This is a genomic window from Planctomycetota bacterium, assembly GCA_016207825.1.
Lineage (GTDB): Bacteria > Planctomycetota > MHYJ01 > JACQXL01 > JACQZI01 > JACQZI01.
Map to the genome: position 1 here is coordinate 38,670 of JACQZI010000006.1, position 17,291 is coordinate 55,960.

The following is a 17,291-nucleotide window of genomic DNA, read 5'->3' on the forward strand; positions in this document are numbered from 1 at the left end:
TTTTTGTTGATAAGAAAGCCTGTTTTATGGTATAAATTTTTAATTATACCATCTTATTTAATCGGCATAATCAATGAAGATATTAAAGGAAATATACCAAAGGCTGTTTAAGCATTTCGGGCCGCAACACTGGTGGCCCGGTGAAACGCCGTTTGAGGTAATGGTCGGGGCAATCCTGACACAGAACACCAACTGGTCGAACGTGGAAAAGGCCATCAAGAACCTGAAGGCCGAAGGCTTAATGACCGCAAAAGGATTATACGGCTTGGATACGGAAACGCTGGCCCAGCTTATCCGCCCGGCAGGCTATTATAATATCAAGGCAATAAGATTGAAGAATTTCATAAAATGGTTTGTGGAGACTTACGATGGGGACGAGGAAAAGCTTTCCAAAAGCAGCCTGGAATCGTTGCGCGAGGAGCTTTTGGGTATCAAGGGAATCGGGCCGGAGACCGCGGATTCAATCGCTTTATACGCAGGAGGAAAGCCCTCTTTTGTGGTGGATGCCTATACATACAGGATATTTTCCCGCCACAGCCTTATCCCTGAAGAAACCACCTATGACGAAATCAAAGCTTTCTTTGAGGACAACCTGGAAAATGACACTAAATTATTCAACGAATACCACGCGCTGATTGTCCGAACGGGAAAAGAATATTGCAAGAAAACAAAGCCTTTATGCGATAAATGCCCTCTAAAAGGAGTAGAAAGATGACAAATACAACATGGCCCTTGGAAACCCTAAAGAAATATCTTTCCATACCGAGCGTTTCGGCACAAGGCACGGGAATCAAAGAAGCCTGCCGGTTCCTGAAAAAGCTATTCACCTCTTTGGGGCTCAAGGCAAAGATAATTGATTGCGGAGGTAACCCAATTTGCTATGCAGAATTAATAATCGATAAGAAACTACCAACCCTGCTTTTCTATAACCACTACGATGTCCAACCGCCTGAACCATTGGAAAAATGGATTTCACCTCCGTTTAACCCTGCCGTAAGAGGCGGGAAGCTTTTCGCCCGCGGTAGCTCGGATAACAAAGGAAACCTGACTGCCCGCCTGTCCGCGGTCAAGTCATTTTTAGACAGGGGCGCAAAGCCGCCGGTAAACGTAAAGTTTGTGGTGGACGGCGAGGAAGAAATTGGCAGCCCCACCCTGCCGCGTTTTATCAATAAATACCGCGCGATGATAAAAGCGGATATGTGCATCTGGGAATCCGGCGGGCGGGACGAAAAAGACAACCCGGATTTATCGCTCGGATGCAAAGGCATCTGCCACGCAGAACTGGTGGCGCGCGGGGCCAAGGATGACCTCCATTCTTCCAAAGGGGTAATCGTGAAAAATCCGGCATGGCGGCTTATCTGGGCATTGAACAGCCTTAAAGACAGCAATGAAAACATCCTGATAAAAGGATTTTATGACAAGACGATAAAACCCGGAAGGCTTGATAAAAATACAATCGCTAAATTTATGTTTTACGAAAAAGAAAAGAAAGCCCAGTGGGGAATCAACGGCTTTTTAAAAGGGTTAAGCGGGATTAAACTAAAGGAAAGGTTTTTCTACGAGCCGGCGCTTAATATCGACGGATTAACTTCCGGCTATCAGGGTTCGGGGCATAAAACGGTCCTGCCCAAACAGGCATCGGTTAAGATAGATTTCCGGCTTGTTCCCGATATGACACCCAAGGATATTTTAAACCAATTAAGAAATCATCTGAATAAATATGGTTTTAATGATATCGAAATACATGATTTCAGGGGATACCCCCCGGCCAGAACGCCTTTAACCACTCCTTACCTTAAAATTGTCAGGAAAGCGCAGGAGCGTGTTTATAAAAAACCCGTAATGGTCGAGCCTCTGGCAGCTGCTTCCGGCCCCATGTATCTTTTTACGTCGCTTATGCCGTGTTTCTCTTTGGGGGTCGGGCACAGCAGTTCAAGCATCCACGCACCCAATGAAAATATCCGGCTGGATGATTATCGGATGGGAATAGAATGCATTGCGGAAATAATGCACGAACTCGCAAGCGCCGCCGGGAGCTGAATTATTTCTTACTTTTAAGTATTTCCAGAGCATTCGCAAACAATCCGGCCATTTTATCGGAGTTCGCTTTCAAGGTATTCTGCAATTCGCCTGTTTTATCACCCTCTTTAAAAATAGTATTGTAAGTTTCTATATTACTCTTTGTCAGTTCTAAATAATCAGCTACTATTTTATAAAGAGGTTGGAATTCTTCGGAAGGATAGTTTTTCTGGAATTCGGCAAAATACTTATTGAATTCGGCAATATTCTGTTGGCGGCGCCCGGCATCTTTTTCCCATAATTTGGCCCGCTCAGAGTTAGTTTTTATTTTCCCGTAAAAGACATTAACGGATTCCGTATAATATTCCAGCATCCTGACCATTTCGAATACGGTTTCAAACATCGCGAAAGACCCCACTTTTCCCAGCTTAACCCTGTCATCCGTAAGCTTGTTGGGGGCATGAGGATTCTGCTCATCAGGATAAGGTTTTCCTCCGCCCTCAACGGAAACACGCATGTTGGTTAATTCATTCTGAATAACGGTGCCGATATCCCTCAAGAAAGAAGCGGCGGCATGGTAACAACCGGGATAACTCTCGTATGAGGAAAGATTAACTTTCTGCATAACATCGGAAAGTTGCGCATCTGTTTTATCAAACCAGGATTTGAATGCGGCTTTTTGCGAATCAAATTTCTTAGCCTGGAAAGTCTCTATAAAAGCATTGAGATCTTTGATAGTCTTTTCGTAAAAGGCGATAATTTTCTTGATGTCTTCAAACTGGCGCTTATTGGAGCCAACAACCTCGTTCATTTCGCCGCCGACTGTGATTGTCTGCTGGATAATGACTTTATCAAACCTGTTGGCGGGCAGTTTGGGAATTATATTCTTTCTCTGCTTTTTAGGAATTTCAACTTTAATGAAATAAACCCCGGCGGGCAGCTCCCAGTTGAAATCCGATATATCCAGCTTACACTCGCCTTTTGAATCAAGCTCAGCTCGATGAGGCCCAACAACCCTGCTTTCTTTAAAGGTGAAATCATCCGTTGAAAAGACTTTGGAAAAAATATACACGTTCAATACGGTCTGTGACGGCAAATCCGAATCTAGTGCAATATTTATAGTATTTTTATCATTGGCTTTAACCTGGGAGAAATTAACTATTTTCAACCCGGTTTCGGCATCGGTAGCCCCTGCCGTGGTTTCTGCCGGGCTTTCCACGGGATTAACGGCAAAAAACACCGCCAGGAAAATACATAATAAAATGTAGCGCATATTTTTCATAACAAATATTCTCCTTATAATAATCTAATTTTCTAAGGAACGGGGCTCCATGATAAAAACCTCGGGCTAGCATAATATATTAAAGTGATATCGTCAAATATTAAAGAATCGACCACGCTCGTATTGATATTCGCATCCGGCCTGAAATAAACCCGGTAACGGATGGGCTCGCTTATATTCGCCGGAGTATTACCGTAACCTCTAATGACAGTGCCATCCGGCTTATTCAATAAAGAAGGCTCGGTTATCGGGTCAAGGGATTTCGCATCAAGGATACTTACTTCGCATGTCGCCGTAGTTGGGAGCGTATCCGGCCGGTACTGCGTCCAATTAGCCATAAGGAGAGTAACGGATGAGTCTTTGGGCAAGCCCATTTCTTTGACCAGATCAATTTCTCGCGAAGTGAAAGAGCCATCATTACGCTTATAATAACGGCCCTCGTTCCATATTTCGGATATTTTTAAGCCGCCATCCGCTAAAGCCAAATTTTCCCAGACAATGACTTCATCAAGCGTTGAATCAGGAGCGGAATTCATGTAATTAGCCGATTTCCTTTCGCCTAACCTCAAACCGCCATAACCGCCGGTTAAATAACCGGTGCTGCCACCGCTTAAATAAGTACTGGTACCTCCCATTGAATATTGGCCTATAACCTTTTGTCCATTAATATAAAGCAAATCCATTTTATCCGAGTTATATCTTGCTACGTGCCCTGCGGGACGGGCCTGTGTTGTTATATCATGCACCCAACCGACATGGATCCATTTTCCTGCGCGGAACCAATTACCCCATTGCTGTGTTCCCCTTGTAATATACTCATGACTATGCCCTTGATGGTTAAGGCATGGCGAACCAACCCCTCCGGCATACTGGGTTTTCCCTGTTGAATCAGCTGCTCCCGCAATAAAAGAAGCATTATCCCAGGCATTCCCATAGCTATATCCCCTGGTGCTCAAGATTTCTGATGCGTTAGAATCCCCTTTACGCCAGATAGAATAGATACCATATGGGAAACCACGCCCGGAACCCCACCATCCTCTTCTGTTTTCCCTGAATTGATAAGTAAAATAAACCCTTGTGCGCGAGGTAAATTCCGGGAAAAACTGTGGTTTAATCCACATGGAAACCGTCACCATATCCATATTCGCAGGCACATATGAATATATGGGAACGGATTCTGTTTCCGAATAAACGCCGTCAGGAAATAATTTACCGCATCTCCAAGCTACATTATCAGCCTGGTTAAACAAAGCATCTTTATACGGTCCTTTGGTATCAACGGTTATCGATGGCCCGACATCCGCATCAAGCCCTTTTTCATTAAAGTTTGCCCTGAATTGCACGTCTTCAGGTTTATTCTCAAGCGTCGCCAGACTGATATACCCGTCATAATTTGCGTTCTTGAGATATTCAACATCCGGTAGTTCAGGAAAGGTCTGGAGGGCAAGATTATTTGTCGTTTCAATAAGGCCCTGATCGCTGTTTTCCGAAATAATAGTTCCTCTGATAGGCACATCATTTTTCCAATTCTCATAAAGAAATTCTGATTGCGTCGTTTCGCGGTATATTTCGAACAATTTAACGAGACTGGAAATTTCGGCTTCCGCAAGCATGGTTTTATTATCGCTATTAAACACCCTGCCGATGGAATCTATCGCAAAATAGCCGGTCGGATAGAATATAAATTCTGTCGTGAAATAAGCCAGGTCTGTTTTATCCACCCAGAAAATCCGGTGGAAATCAGGATTAAAATCGTTAATATTGGAATTAGAGTTGAAGTTCGCCTTAATAACATCGGATTGCTGTGCGGTCAGGAACCCCTGTGGGTTGGCCGTACTTTTCCAAAGCACATTGTCACAAAACAGGTTAAACTGCTGCCAGGATTTAAAACGGCCTTCCCATTTCTTGGCAGGATTTTTTATCGTGCGATTGGCAATTATCGCATCCGCAATCTGGCGGGCAAGCTGTAAAGTAATTTCCGGAGTTTCGGTAACGCTTCCCAAAGCAACGCCCCCAGTATGTGTGGTGCCGTATAATATATCATAGGGACCCGATTGGCCTCCGCCTGTTGCCGGAGCCAAATACCACCCCTTAAGCCCTTTTAATAAAGCGACTAAAACAGCTTTCGGCGCGGTATTCACATTAACCGGCGCGCGCCCGACCGGTTCAAGTTCACCTTCTCCTAAATAACCAGATTCGGAATTGGATGTATCACACGGAAATTCAATTTTAATGGGCCTAAAAATTTCCGCTGTTTCAAGCCCGGCGCCTAATTTGGGAGCTCCGATTCTTTTCTCAAGAGGAACGGATTTAACCACTGTTTTATCCTGCCAGGCATAAACCGTCAGGTAACATTTAATCTTATTATATTCGTCATCGGTTAAATCAGCCTTGTCTTTGATTTCTTCGAAAGTATGATACCCCTTACCGCGGTTCTGATAAATTTTAGTCCCAACCGCCCTGCTTAGACCTATTTCTTCCGCCAGGTTTTCCAGGATGTTTTGAATCCAGGGATGGTCCACCATATTCACATAAATGCAGGACGAAAGATCCGTAACCCTGATAGAAAAGAAATTATTCTTGCCATCTGTCTGGCTCATTTCCGCGGTGACGCCTAATTTCTTTTTCCGCATTTCCATTAGATCTTCTTCATTAAAAACAGGATTGCCGTCTTTGTCCTTGTCATCGTTCTTGTTTAACATGAATGAAGGCCTCACCGCCCTGCGGAGTGGGCAATCATATATCTCCAGCTTATTATTTTTATCAGAATCCTCAAGCGCATCCAAAGACCCGTTATTATTTAAATCTTCGCCCATATACATAAAAGCATTGCTGTAAAAATCATCCGTCAAAAGGGCGCGCGTCGTGGTAATCCCGTAAAAGATGCCGCTTTCCGCCAGCATTTTTGCCTGAACCAGATCGCGATATGCCCGTGAAGTGGTCCGTTCTATGGATGCTAATCTTGTCAGCATCACTCCGATAAGCGATAAAACCGTCAAGACAGCCAACACCATGATAAGCACTACGCCATTATTCTTTTTCCTCATACATTTCCTCCTTAAAATATTTCATTATTAATTACGGAACAAAACTCCATGATAAAAACTTGGGAGCAGCATAATATACCAAAGTAATATCATCAAATATCAATGGATCAACCACCACGTCGTTAATGTTCGTTTGCGGCCTGAAATAAACCTTATAGCGGATGGGTTCGCTTATCTCCAATAAACGGCCATCTTCAGCCTTAATCATACTACCGGCCGGATTCGTCAAATATTCAGAATCATGAATTACATTGCCGTTTCTGTCCACGATATTAACTTCGCAGGTCGCATTCCTGGGAAGGGTTTCCGGGCAATACTGCGTCCAATACGCCATAAGAAAAGTAACAGGGGACCCTCCCGGTAATCCAGCTTCTTTTGACAGATCAATCGGCCCTGAGGTAAATACCGCATCATTTTCTTTATAATAACGCCCTTCTTTCCAAATATCCATGATTACTTTTTCGCCTGCTTCTTCATTTAGGTTTTCCCAAACAAGAACCTCATCAATAGTGGAATCAGGTGCGGTATTCAAACATGGAGAACTTCTTTGCTCACCGAAACGGAGAATATTCTGTTGGATGTAATAATTAGCCTTACTGGCATCAAATTCTCCTGTCGTAAAAATACCGCCGCATTTCTGTCCGTTAATAAACAGGATGTCATTTATTCCCTGCCCTGTACTACCTGTATAACCGCCTTTTTTCTGCGCCGGGACATGAATCCATCCCAAATGCATCCATTTACCGGCCCGGAAATAAGTTCCCCAGAATCCGTTGACATATATACCGTCATGCCCGTGCCCGATATGATTAAGGCAAGGGGTCCCGACTCCGCCTCCCCAATAATTATTTCCGGCATCTATGTTACGCAGGCTGGCACTGCAGCCGCCTGCCATAAAAGAAGCGTTATCCCATGGTTCACAATAACTATAACCATCCCGGCTTAAATTTTCCATATTTGAAGGATAACGGTACCATGCTTGGCTCCCCCACCCCGATGAGCCGAACGAACCGGAACCGTTCGTATTGGCAATACTATAAATCCCGAAAGGGTAGCTTATCCACATTCTATACCAGCTATCCCATTGATTCGACTGATATGTGAAATATGACCTGACTTTCGCGGCGCTTTCCGGAAAAAAGTGCGGTTTAATCCACATAGAAACCACCACTGAATCTAGGTTTCTCGGCCGGTAATTATACATGGGGACAGAATCAATTTCGCTGTATACGCCGTCCGGGAATAATTTACCGGCATACCAGTTTTTTGGATATTCTTTGGTATTCCAGACTAAACGGTCCTCATAAGGACCTTTAGCATCCCTCATTAATTTATGTCCGGAATTTTCCGCATCCAAGCCCTTATCAGAATAGTGTACGGCAAAGTTTGCATTATCAAACTTGTGCTCGATTGTCGCCAGGCTGATATATCCTTCATAAGTTGCGTCCTTGACATAATCCTTATTAAGAATTTCCGGATACGCCTGAAGGCTTAAGTTATTGGCGCTGTCAAAAACACCGTTGTTTTCTGAAATAACTGATCCAATCGAAACATCATCTCCCTTGTATTGATTCAAAAACTCGCTTTGCGAAGTTTCTTTATATATATCAAAAAGCTTTACCACCGTGTTAATCTCGGCTTCCGCAAGCAGCTTATCGTTTTTATCCAGCACCCTGCCGATGGAATCTATGGAAAAATAACCCGAGGGAAAGAAAGAAAATTCCGTGGTATAATAAGTCAGGTCTGTCTTATCCACCCACAACATCCGCTGGTAACTCGGGTTAAAATCATTAATATTGGAATTCGGATTAAAATTCGCCTTAAGGACATCCGACTGCTGTGAATTGATAATTCCTTTATGAGGCGCCCGCCCCCCCTTGCCGAGCCAGAGAACATTATCGCAAAATTGATTAAATTGCTGCCAGGAATTAAACGCGCCTTCCCAATCAGACTCTTTCTCTTCTTCTTTAATCAGCCTGTTAGCGATGATAGAATCGGCTATCTTACCGGCCAATACTTTATCTATTACCGGCGTTTCCACTATTCTTCCTAACGTACCGCTCTGCCCGCTGGAGCCTACATAAGTGTAGTTAACAGTCATCATCCCGTACGCGCTGACCATAGGGATAATCGTGGAGCCTTCATCAAGATAAAACCCTCTAAGATTCCTAATTAAAGCAACAAGAACTTCTTTCGGTGCGGTATTAATGTTAACCGGCGGCCTCCCGACTATCTGTCCGTTATAAGCATCCTTTGAATAATCGCGCGGATAATCCATGTATGGCGTGCGGACCGTTTCCCAACTGTAAATCGGCGTGTTTAATGCCGGTTTTCCCAAGCGGTCAGCCGGCGTTACGGATTCCACCACACTTTTATCAAGCCAGGAATAAACCGTTAAGAAAGGTCTAATTTTATTAAACTCGTCTTCGCTTAATTTCGCCTTGCCTTCTATTTCGCTTAATGAAAAATAACCCGCCCCCCGGTTCTGGTAAATTCTGGTCCCGACATTTCTCTCCAGCCCCACTTCCTCGGCCAGGTTTTCCAGGATGCTTTGAAGATGCGCATGGTCTGACATATTCACAAAAACACGGTTTGATAAGTCGTCAATGCGTAAGGTGAAAAAGTTTTTCTTGCTATCCGTCTGATTCATCATTCCGGAAACGCCTATTTTCCTGCCGCGTATCTCAATCAAATCACCCTGGTCAATAGAACCGTTACCGTCCAGGTCAGCCATAAACGAAGGACGAACTGCCCATTTTAAAGCAGCACTGTTTATATCTAATTTATTATTCTTGTTTAAATCCTCAACGGCATCAAGCGCATTATTCGCGTTCAGATCTTCTCCGTAATAAAAATATTCATCCGCCTTAAAACCTTTTTCCGCCAAAAGCGCACGGATATTGGTCAGCCCGTGGAAAATACCGCTCTCCGCCAGCATTTTTGCCTGGATTAAATCGCTGTAGGCGCGTGAAGTGGTCCGCTCTATGGTGGATAACCTTATCAACATAATCCCTATCATAGAAAGAATCGTCAAAACCGCTAGGACCACTATCAAAACAATGCCTTTGTTTTTCTCTCTCATATTGTTTATTGCGTGCTCAGTTCTATCGAACCGTAAACATTTACCTCTTTATTGTTCTTCCCAGCATTAATTATAAAATCGTTACCCTTTTTAATAACTGTATTGAATGGCGTAATAACCTTTACGGCATTGTCGCTTTTCTTTGCATAAAGTCGGATATGCCCTTTTTCTAAAACAACCTCACCTTTGGTATCGTCTACCCTGATGCTGGAATCCTTTCCCAGTAACACCTTGCTCCCGTCATTCAGAATCACTGTGCGCTCGGCGACAAAACCAGCCTCTTTCACAACTTCGGGATTGGTCTTAATCATAAAAATAATAAGGGCAAACAAAACCAGCATCACCGATGCCGCTATCGCATAAGCAATCGCCTTATTTACGGGTTTGCCTTTTAGCATCACGGAAAACGATAAGATATCCGCGCTCTTAACCCTTTCAATAACTTCCTCTTCACGATTCACGACCGGTGTTATTTTCTGAAAAGCCTCGCAAATCAAACCATCCAGCCTTTTTACCTCTTCGTATGATGACTGGCATTTCTTGCATGTTTTAAGATGCGCCTGTATTAATGCCTTTTCGCTTTCAGGCAACTCCCCGACCCGGTAAAGCTCCATTGATTCTCTTGCTTTTTTACAAATCATTTTTATTCAACTCCTTTTTAAGCAGTTTATACGCCCTTGCCAGATTACTAGTAACCGTACCAATCGGCTGCTCCAGCTTCTCGGAAATCTCCGCGCAACTCATACCCTTAAAATACTTCAAAGAAAGCACCAGGTAATATTGCTCCGGCAAATCCTTTATCATCCCCAATATATTCAGGATCTGCGGTTTATATTCATCAAACTTCGGCACGTCTATCCCTTCAGGAATCCGGCGGAACTTGCTCCGGTCTCTCATCCATTCAGATTGGCAGTTACGCCCGATTTTAAAGAGCCAACCGGTAAAACCTGATGGCTTGCGGCAATTACTTAAAGAACAATAAGCCCTGAAAAACGCCTCCTGCACGATATCCTCTGTTGCGTAGTAATCGCGCATCCTGATAAAAATATATCCGAACAAAGGCTTATAATAACGTTTGACCAACTCGCTGAAAAAATCCTTATCGCCATTCTGGGCGCCTGAAACCAATTCAGCATCTTTTAATTCCCTTTGCCCGTCTTCTGCCACTTAATATATCCTTATCTATTATATAATGACTTCAAACCTCTTTTTACTGCAATTATTATTTTTTTTATTGAAATATTATTACATTATACTAAAATAACCAGCCATGGGCAAAAGAATTGTAATAATCGGGGGCGGCACGGCCGGCGCTTCAGCCGCTTTCTCTGCACGTAAGACAGACCGCTCTGCTGAAATAACCATGCTGGATAAGGAACCATACCCTACCTACTCCCGTTGCGGACTACCCTTTGCCATAAAAGGTATTATCCCTGCCCTGGAAAACCTTATCGTATTCCATGATAAATTCTTCTCCCAGCAGAAAATCAATCATATTAAAAATACGGAAGTAATTAAAATAGACCCGAAAGCCAAAACAGTTTCCACTAAAACAGGTAATTTTGATTACGATTCCCTTATTCTTACCACCGGTTCTTCCCCGGAAAAACCACCCATACCCGGCGCGGATTTACCGCACGTGTTAACTCTGCGCACAATAGACGATGCTCGTTCTATAGTAAAATCAGCCGAATCCGTTAAATCCACGGCTATCATCGGTGTAAGTTTTATCGGGGTGGAAATCGCCGAGGCGCTCCATTCCAAAGGAATTACCGTAACGCTCATCGAGTCTGTCCGGACTATGTGGCGCGCTTTTGATGAGGATATCGGGAAAATAATAAATGCCCTCCTGGCAACCCATAATATCAAAGTGCTGGAACACGCCTTGGTTACCGGAATAACGCCTAAAAAGGTCCAGACCAAAGACCAATCAATCGACGCGGATTTAGTCATTATATCCGCCGGCGTCCGACCGAATATATTGCTTGCCAAGAATGCCGGAATAGGAATCGGCAAAACAGGTGGCATTAAAACTAATGAACATCTCCAAACTAATATACAAAATATCTATTCCGCTGGTGACTGCGCCGAATCCATATCCGCCATAACAGGTGAACCGATTACCATAGGACTGGGCACAATTGCCGCACGGCAGGGAGTGGTTGCCGGAACAAATGCCGTTGGGGAACGGCAAAAATCACCCCCGGTCTGCAATTCTGCAGTCATTAAGACAATGGAAACCGAAGCCGGCAGTGCCGGTTTTACGGAATCTTACCTTAAACAATTTTACGCTGATAAGTTCCAAACCGTTTCTATCATGGTTAAATACCCGTCACTGCCTCATTATTATCCTGGCGGAACGGATATATATGTAAAACTGATTGCCGATGCCAAAACCCATATACTGTTGGGCGGGCAGATCCTCGGTAAGACATCCATTGCCCCACGCATCAATACCCTTGCCTTGGCAATTGAAAAAAAGATTACGGTAGATGAACTCGCACAGGCGGATTTCTGCTACTCACCGCCTGTAGCTGATATCTGGGACCCGATTGCCATCGCGGCACAATCTCTTCTGCGTAAGATTAAGTTATCGAAATAAAATATCATGCCGAAATTTAATTTCACTCCTACAGCCATCGGAAGCCTGCCCCATAAAGACGCCTCCCTTGCATGTGCTTTAATCCTTCAAACGCTGGAAGAAATCCCCTTCCTTCCACAACTGCCAAAACGCAGTTTTTGTGAAGGCATGATTACCCAGTACATAGAAGGCATACCGGGCATCAAGCTTGACCTAAAGGCCGGCAAAGTCCATCTGGATACCCCATCAGCGGAAAAAGGAATGGAACTCTTTTACGAAAATATACTTAATCAGAATATAGAGCACTTTACCATCTCGCCCGATTATGCCCTTGGGCTTCATAAGATGCTGGAAACTATTACGGAACGAAGCGACGTCACCGAAGCGAAGCGTAGCGGGAAAAACATCAAAATGAAACACCTCAAAGGACAAATTACTGGACCAATTACCTTCGGGCTAAACCTGGCGGATGAAAACGGTAAGGCAATCATCCACAACGAAATCCTGGCGGATATGGCGGTCAAATGCCTAACAATGAAAGCTCTCTGGCAGGTTAAAAAGATAAAGGAACTAAAACTCAACCCGATAATGTTTATGGACGAGCCTTCTTTAATGGAATACGGCTCTGCCTATCTGCCGATCGGCAAAGAGATTATAGAAAAGCAGTTGAATGAAATAATAGATGCCTTACATGCGGAAAAGGCATTGATCGGATTACACTGTTGCGGAAACACAGATTGGGGAATGTTATTAAATCTGCCTTTGGATATCATATCGTTTGATGCGTATAGTTATATGGAAAAATTCGCCTTATATACAAAGGAAACAAACAAATTTCTTTCCCGAGGGGGAATAATCACCTGGGGGATAGTCCCTTCGACTACATTGGAAAACCCTATAACAACGAATGAACTTTCCTCAAAGTTGAGCTGCGGCATAGAACTATTGGCTAAAAAAGGAGTAAAAAAAGAATTAATCCTGAACCAATCCCTTATCTCTCCTGCCTGCGGATTAGGGCTTCTTTCGGAAACAGAATCAGAAAAGAGATTTTCTGTGTTAAAAAACATCATCATCAAAAATAATTCAGGACTTATTTAAAATAGCGAAACACAATTTTAATTTCGTCTTGACAACCATTGGTTTTTTATGTATAAACATACTCATGCCAAAACGCACTCGTACTGACCGAAGAGAATCTAAGCCGTTATTTGTAGCGAAAAAGGCTAATCTATCCAATTATCTGGAACTAATCAAATCTTTCTTGGATAAAAAAGAAATAACTAAAGCAAAGCGCCTTGCGGAAAAGGCGTTGAAGAAACTGCCTGATTTGTCTTACACACCGTATGAAGAGTATCTTTTACATTGCCGATTAGGTTATATCTACCAGTGGCGTTTAGAACTATCCCATTCTTTGGACAGTTTCCACGAGGCTTATTTGATTTCTTCCAAGAATCATCTTTCTCTCCCGCATATCATTTATACTTCATATATGCTGGGATATGATTTTTTACTGCTTAGAAACACCAACATGGCTTTGAAGAAATTTGAGAAAGTAGAAGAATATTACGCCAAGCATGGGACCAAGTCGTTTCCCATGGATGAAAATACTTATCTCAAAACACTGATTGATTTGGGATATTGTTATCTGCTGAAAAACGAATTGGATAAAGTGGAGGAAATCATTGAAAAGAAACTTTCCAAATATAGTATTTCCCAATCGGATAAGAAGTTCCAAATAAATTACAAACATCTCAAGGGTGAATACCTGATGGCTTTGAAAAATTATCCCGGCGCCAGGAAACTTTTCCAGGAATGCATTAAAGAGGATTCGAATTCCGAATACCCCTCAAGCACCCTTGAAGTAAAAAAACATCTGGCAACGATTGATTTTATAGAAGGAAAGCTTGATGATGCTATCCAGTGCTCACAAGGCATTCTTAAAGAGGCTAAACAACTCGGATTTAACGATGTTGTCTGTGAAGCAGGGCTTTTTTTGAGCAAGTGTTATTTTTCCAAAGGACTTCCTGACAAATCAGAAGCCATAGAAAACAGAATCAAACCCCTGTTAGCTACCCTTGATACATCGTGGCTTTATGAAATGATGCGGGATTTCGTAAGTCTCTTCAGGCAATCAACTTCGTCAAAAACTGCCCCGGATATTCTTGTTTATGCTATTAATAATCGTTATAAAACGTCTCCTTGCAAAGAAATCGTCATCGGTAATTCCATCGTAATGCACGAAGTCTACCAGCTTATCGAAAAGATCGCTCCAACGGATATGCCTGTTTTAATCCATGGTGAAACCGGCACAGGCAAGGAATTAATCGCACATATTATTCATACCGACAGCCTGCGCGGGAAACATTCTTGTTTAGCATTCAACTGCGGCGCTATCCCGGAAACCCTTATCGAAAGCGGGCTGTTCGGACATACCAAAGGCGCTTTTACCGGTGCAATAGAAGATACAAAAGGTTATATTGAATTGGCTAGCGGTGGAACACTTTTTATAGACGAAATATCCAATATGTCTTCATCAATGCAACAAAAACTATTAAGGGTGTTAGAAGAAAAGCTTCTATGGCGGATTGGCGCTTCAAAATCGATTCCTGTCAATACACGCTTCGTTTTCGCCAGCAATCAAAATATTGAGCAAATGGTCAAACAAAAATTATTCCGCGAAGATTTGTTTTACCGGATTAACACCATAGTTATTAACCTTCCTCCATTAAGGGACCGCAAAGAAGATATTTTACTGCTAGCCCAGCATTTCCTACAAAAATGCTTGCCTACCAATAAGAAACTCCCGGAAATACCGGCCGATACGTCGGAACTCCTCATCAACTATCCCTGGCCGGGTAATGTTCGTGAGCTGGAAAATGAAATGAAGAAAATTTGCGTTTTATTTCCGGACACAAAAACAATAACCCCATCAATGTTATCAGAAACTATCCAAAATTATAAGGAGCCTTATCACAAAGATAATGAAAATGCTAATCACTCTCTCAAAGTAATGACGGATAATTTCCAGCGGGATATAATCATTGGAATTATGCGAAAATTCGATGCTAATATAAGCAAAACGGCGCATTATTTGGGTTACGAAAGACGCTATTTATACAAGAAAATGAAACAATTAAAAATAGAAATTCCAATTAAATCCAACGATTAATCGAATAACGTTTCGCATTATCTTATTTAGCAAGACATCACCACGATAACCTTTTTCGTCATACTTGCTCCTGATAAAAACATGAGGGGGCAAAATAAACACCCTGAGTATCTTAAAAAACACTGGGATTAACTAAACAGTCTTATTTTTCAGGGATGAAAAAGTAGAATCGCTGGAAGTGACGATTTTTATACCTATTAAAATAACAATATACCCTATTAATTTTTAATTATGTGTATTTAAAAGACACAATTGTGTCTTTTTAGACACATAATTTCATAAAGCCTCATATTTATTTCATCTCTCTGTTACCCAACCCCTTATTTTATTAAAGTTAGGTCGATTAAAAAAAATCGCGATTATTCTGAATGTTGGCACGATTATTGCTGTATATTATGTATATAATATCACTTTTAATAAAGAAAGGACAAATATGACTAAAAACGATCCAATGATTTGCCCACCTTTAACGACTGCGGACATTTTAACCGTTCGCGGCAAACCTGCATTAAAAAGGATTGAGCCGGTTAAATCACGACGTGAACTTCAAAAGAATGAAGAATGGGTTTATTTCTTTATTTATAACAATACCAAAGAATATTACTTTTTCGAAAAAGGACGTCTGGTTGGCTGGAAAAAAGCTCCGATTCAGTTAAAGACGGGAAGGGTTTCGTAGAATGAAAAAAAATCTTAGCTGTGTTATGCTGGCAATATTATTTATAGCAATGACTGTCCATCTTAGCGTTAGCGAAGAATCTAACCCGGCTGAAATTAAAAAAGGATTATCAAAAGAAGAGAAAAAAGCGGTTGCCGAATTAATTGCGAAATATTTTAACTCAAACAATGTCATCGAAAAACATAATTTAAGTAATGAAATAGATAAATATAATGACCGCGTCTCAAAAGAGGATTTAACAGAGTTAACCAAACCCATCTGGCCATTAACTAAAAATGGGCCAAAACACGATGGCAAAAATGCAGGAAAATGCACCCATCCCGATTATCCGGGCGAATATATGGTTATTATTCCTTCTTCTGCCAAGCAAGGCAAGAAAACCGGTCTTTGTATAGTATTGCATGGAGGTGGCGCCAATCGCGGTGATGCCAATGAAATTATGGGTTATATCGGCAATCCCAATCCTAATTTTATTGTTGTTTATCCGACAGTAATAAAACATGAGAATTCTGCCTGGAATACGGAACGAGAAGAGCGTTATGTTATTGAAATTATAAATGATATGAAACGGAGTTATAATATAGATACAAACCAAGTATACCTTACCGGTTTTTCTATGGGGGGTTATGGTGCCTGGGGTATCGGCACATGTTATGCCGACCTTTTTGGTTCAATCAGTGCCTTAGCAGGAGGCGTTTGCACTTTAAATGTTTCCGGGGGCATTATTCTGGATGTTGGAACTGCGGCTAATCTCAAAAATACGCCTATTTGGTTTTTCCACAGCCCCGATGACAAGCAAGTGCCCATAGATTCCGCACGCAAGGCGGCTGAAACACTTAAAGACTATAAAGAAAAATATGGCCCTTACGAATTTATGTATAAAGAATATAAAAATATCGGCCATGCTAAACCGCCTGATTTAAAAGATGTTTGGAGCTGGATGTTCGCTAAGAAACGTAATCCTTATCCTAAACGGGTAATATGGGAGCCTCATCGTTCTTATAAAAATACGTTTTATTGGCTTAGGCTGGAAAAGCCCGCGAGGCAACAACGAATTGAAGCAAAAATAGAAAATAATAAAATCATTGTGCAAACTACTCAAGCAAATATGGCAGGCAATAACATGGTATTCAAAAATATTAGCCTTAATGGGTTGACGATTTTCCTTAATGAAAAACTCATTGATTATAGTAAACCAGTAATTATCGAAGTTAATGGGGAAGAAAAGTTTAACGCCCCTGTTGGCTATAGCTTATCTGCCTTAGTAGAAACCATAGATGATAAAAAAGACCCGGAAATGTATTTCACCAGTCAAGTAAAGATAAAAAATGATGAGAAACGGAGGTAATCATGCGTAATAGTAGAGGAAAACCGCTTCGCAGCAAATGGCTTGGTGCAGGCGTTATTGCGGTAGCAGTAACCGCCTTGTTGCTGG

General features: G+C 42.1%; 12 protein-coding genes. 7 read left to right on the top strand and 5 right to left on the bottom strand.

Going from position 1 to position 17,291, the window contains the following annotated elements; all coding sequences use genetic code 11:
- The first annotated feature begins 73 nt into the window (after nucleotides 1-73).
- Together HY811_01670 and HY811_01675 are read left to right on the top strand one after the other, a co-directional pair.
- Complete coding sequence (locus HY811_01670; protein ID MBI4833514.1) at nucleotides 74-715, top strand: endonuclease III domain-containing protein; 642 nt, start codon at nucleotides 74-76, stop codon at nucleotides 713-715.
- The gene (locus HY811_01675) at nucleotides 712-2,040 is read left to right on the top strand and encodes a M20/M25/M40 family metallo-hydrolase (GenBank protein ID MBI4833515.1); all 1,329 of its coding nucleotides are present in this window, start codon (nucleotides 712-714) and stop codon (nucleotides 2,038-2,040) included. The genes HY811_01670 and HY811_01675 overlap by 4 nt, the downstream gene beginning before the upstream one ends.
- Nucleotide 2,041: 1 nt before the next feature.
- Here the strand turns inward: HY811_01675 and HY811_01680 are convergent, their stop codons facing one another.
- From HY811_01680 to HY811_01700, 5 genes are read right to left on the bottom strand one after another with little or no spacing between them, the layout of a single operon-like run.
- Nucleotides 2,042-3,301 (bottom strand): hypothetical protein, encoded by a 1,260-nt coding sequence (locus tag HY811_01680; GenBank protein ID MBI4833516.1) that lies wholly within the window; start codon nucleotides 3,299-3,301, stop codon nucleotides 2,042-2,044.
- Between the two features lie 32 nt (nucleotides 3,302-3,333).
- The gene (locus HY811_01685; GenBank protein MBI4833517.1) at nucleotides 3,334-6,348 is read right to left on the bottom strand and encodes a hypothetical protein; all 3,015 of its coding nucleotides are present in this window, start codon (nucleotides 6,346-6,348) and stop codon (nucleotides 3,334-3,336) included.
- Nucleotides 6,349-6,379: 31 nt separating this feature from the next.
- Entirely contained in the window at nucleotides 6,380-9,430 is a 3,051-nt protein-coding gene (locus HY811_01690) for a pilus assembly PilX N-terminal domain-containing protein (protein ID MBI4833518.1), read from the bottom strand.
- A 5-nt stretch (nucleotides 9,431-9,435) separates the two neighbouring features.
- A complete protein-coding gene (locus HY811_01695) occupies nucleotides 9,436-10,071 on the bottom strand; it encodes a FecR domain-containing protein (protein MBI4833519.1) in 636 nt (211 codons plus the stop codon).
- Nucleotides 10,061-10,597 carry a sigma-70 family RNA polymerase sigma factor gene (locus HY811_01700; GenBank protein MBI4833520.1) on the bottom strand — a complete coding sequence of 179 codons (537 nt, stop codon included), beginning with the start codon at nucleotides 10,595-10,597 and terminating at the stop codon, nucleotides 10,061-10,063. The genes HY811_01695 and HY811_01700 overlap by 11 nt, the downstream gene beginning before the upstream one ends.
- A 103-nt stretch (nucleotides 10,598-10,700) precedes the next feature.
- Between HY811_01700 and HY811_01705 the strand changes: the two genes are divergently transcribed.
- The 5 genes from HY811_01705 (at nucleotide 10,701) to HY811_01725 (ending at nucleotide 17,204) form a co-directional block, all read left to right on the top strand.
- On the top strand, nucleotides 10,701-12,032 hold the full coding sequence (locus tag HY811_01705; protein MBI4833521.1) for an FAD-dependent oxidoreductase: 1,332 nt from the start codon (nucleotides 10,701-10,703) through the stop codon (nucleotides 12,030-12,032).
- Nucleotides 12,033-12,038: 6 nt separating this feature from the next.
- Complete coding sequence (locus HY811_01710; GenBank protein MBI4833522.1) at nucleotides 12,039-13,109, top strand: hypothetical protein; 1,071 nt, start codon at nucleotides 12,039-12,041, stop codon at nucleotides 13,107-13,109.
- A gap of 64 nt (nucleotides 13,110-13,173) precedes the next feature.
- Nucleotides 13,174-15,180, top strand: a complete 2,007-nt coding sequence (locus HY811_01715; protein MBI4833523.1) for a sigma 54-interacting transcriptional regulator — start codon at nucleotides 13,174-13,176, stop codon at nucleotides 15,178-15,180.
- A gap of 433 nt (nucleotides 15,181-15,613) precedes the next feature.
- Complete coding sequence (locus HY811_01720) at nucleotides 15,614-15,856, top strand: hypothetical protein (protein MBI4833524.1); 243 nt, start codon at nucleotides 15,614-15,616, stop codon at nucleotides 15,854-15,856.
- A gap of 1 nt (nucleotide 15,857) precedes the next feature.
- Entirely contained in the window at nucleotides 15,858-17,204 is a 1,347-nt protein-coding gene (locus HY811_01725) for a hypothetical protein (GenBank protein MBI4833525.1), read from the top strand.
- Nucleotides 17,205-17,291 lie beyond the last annotated feature (87 nt).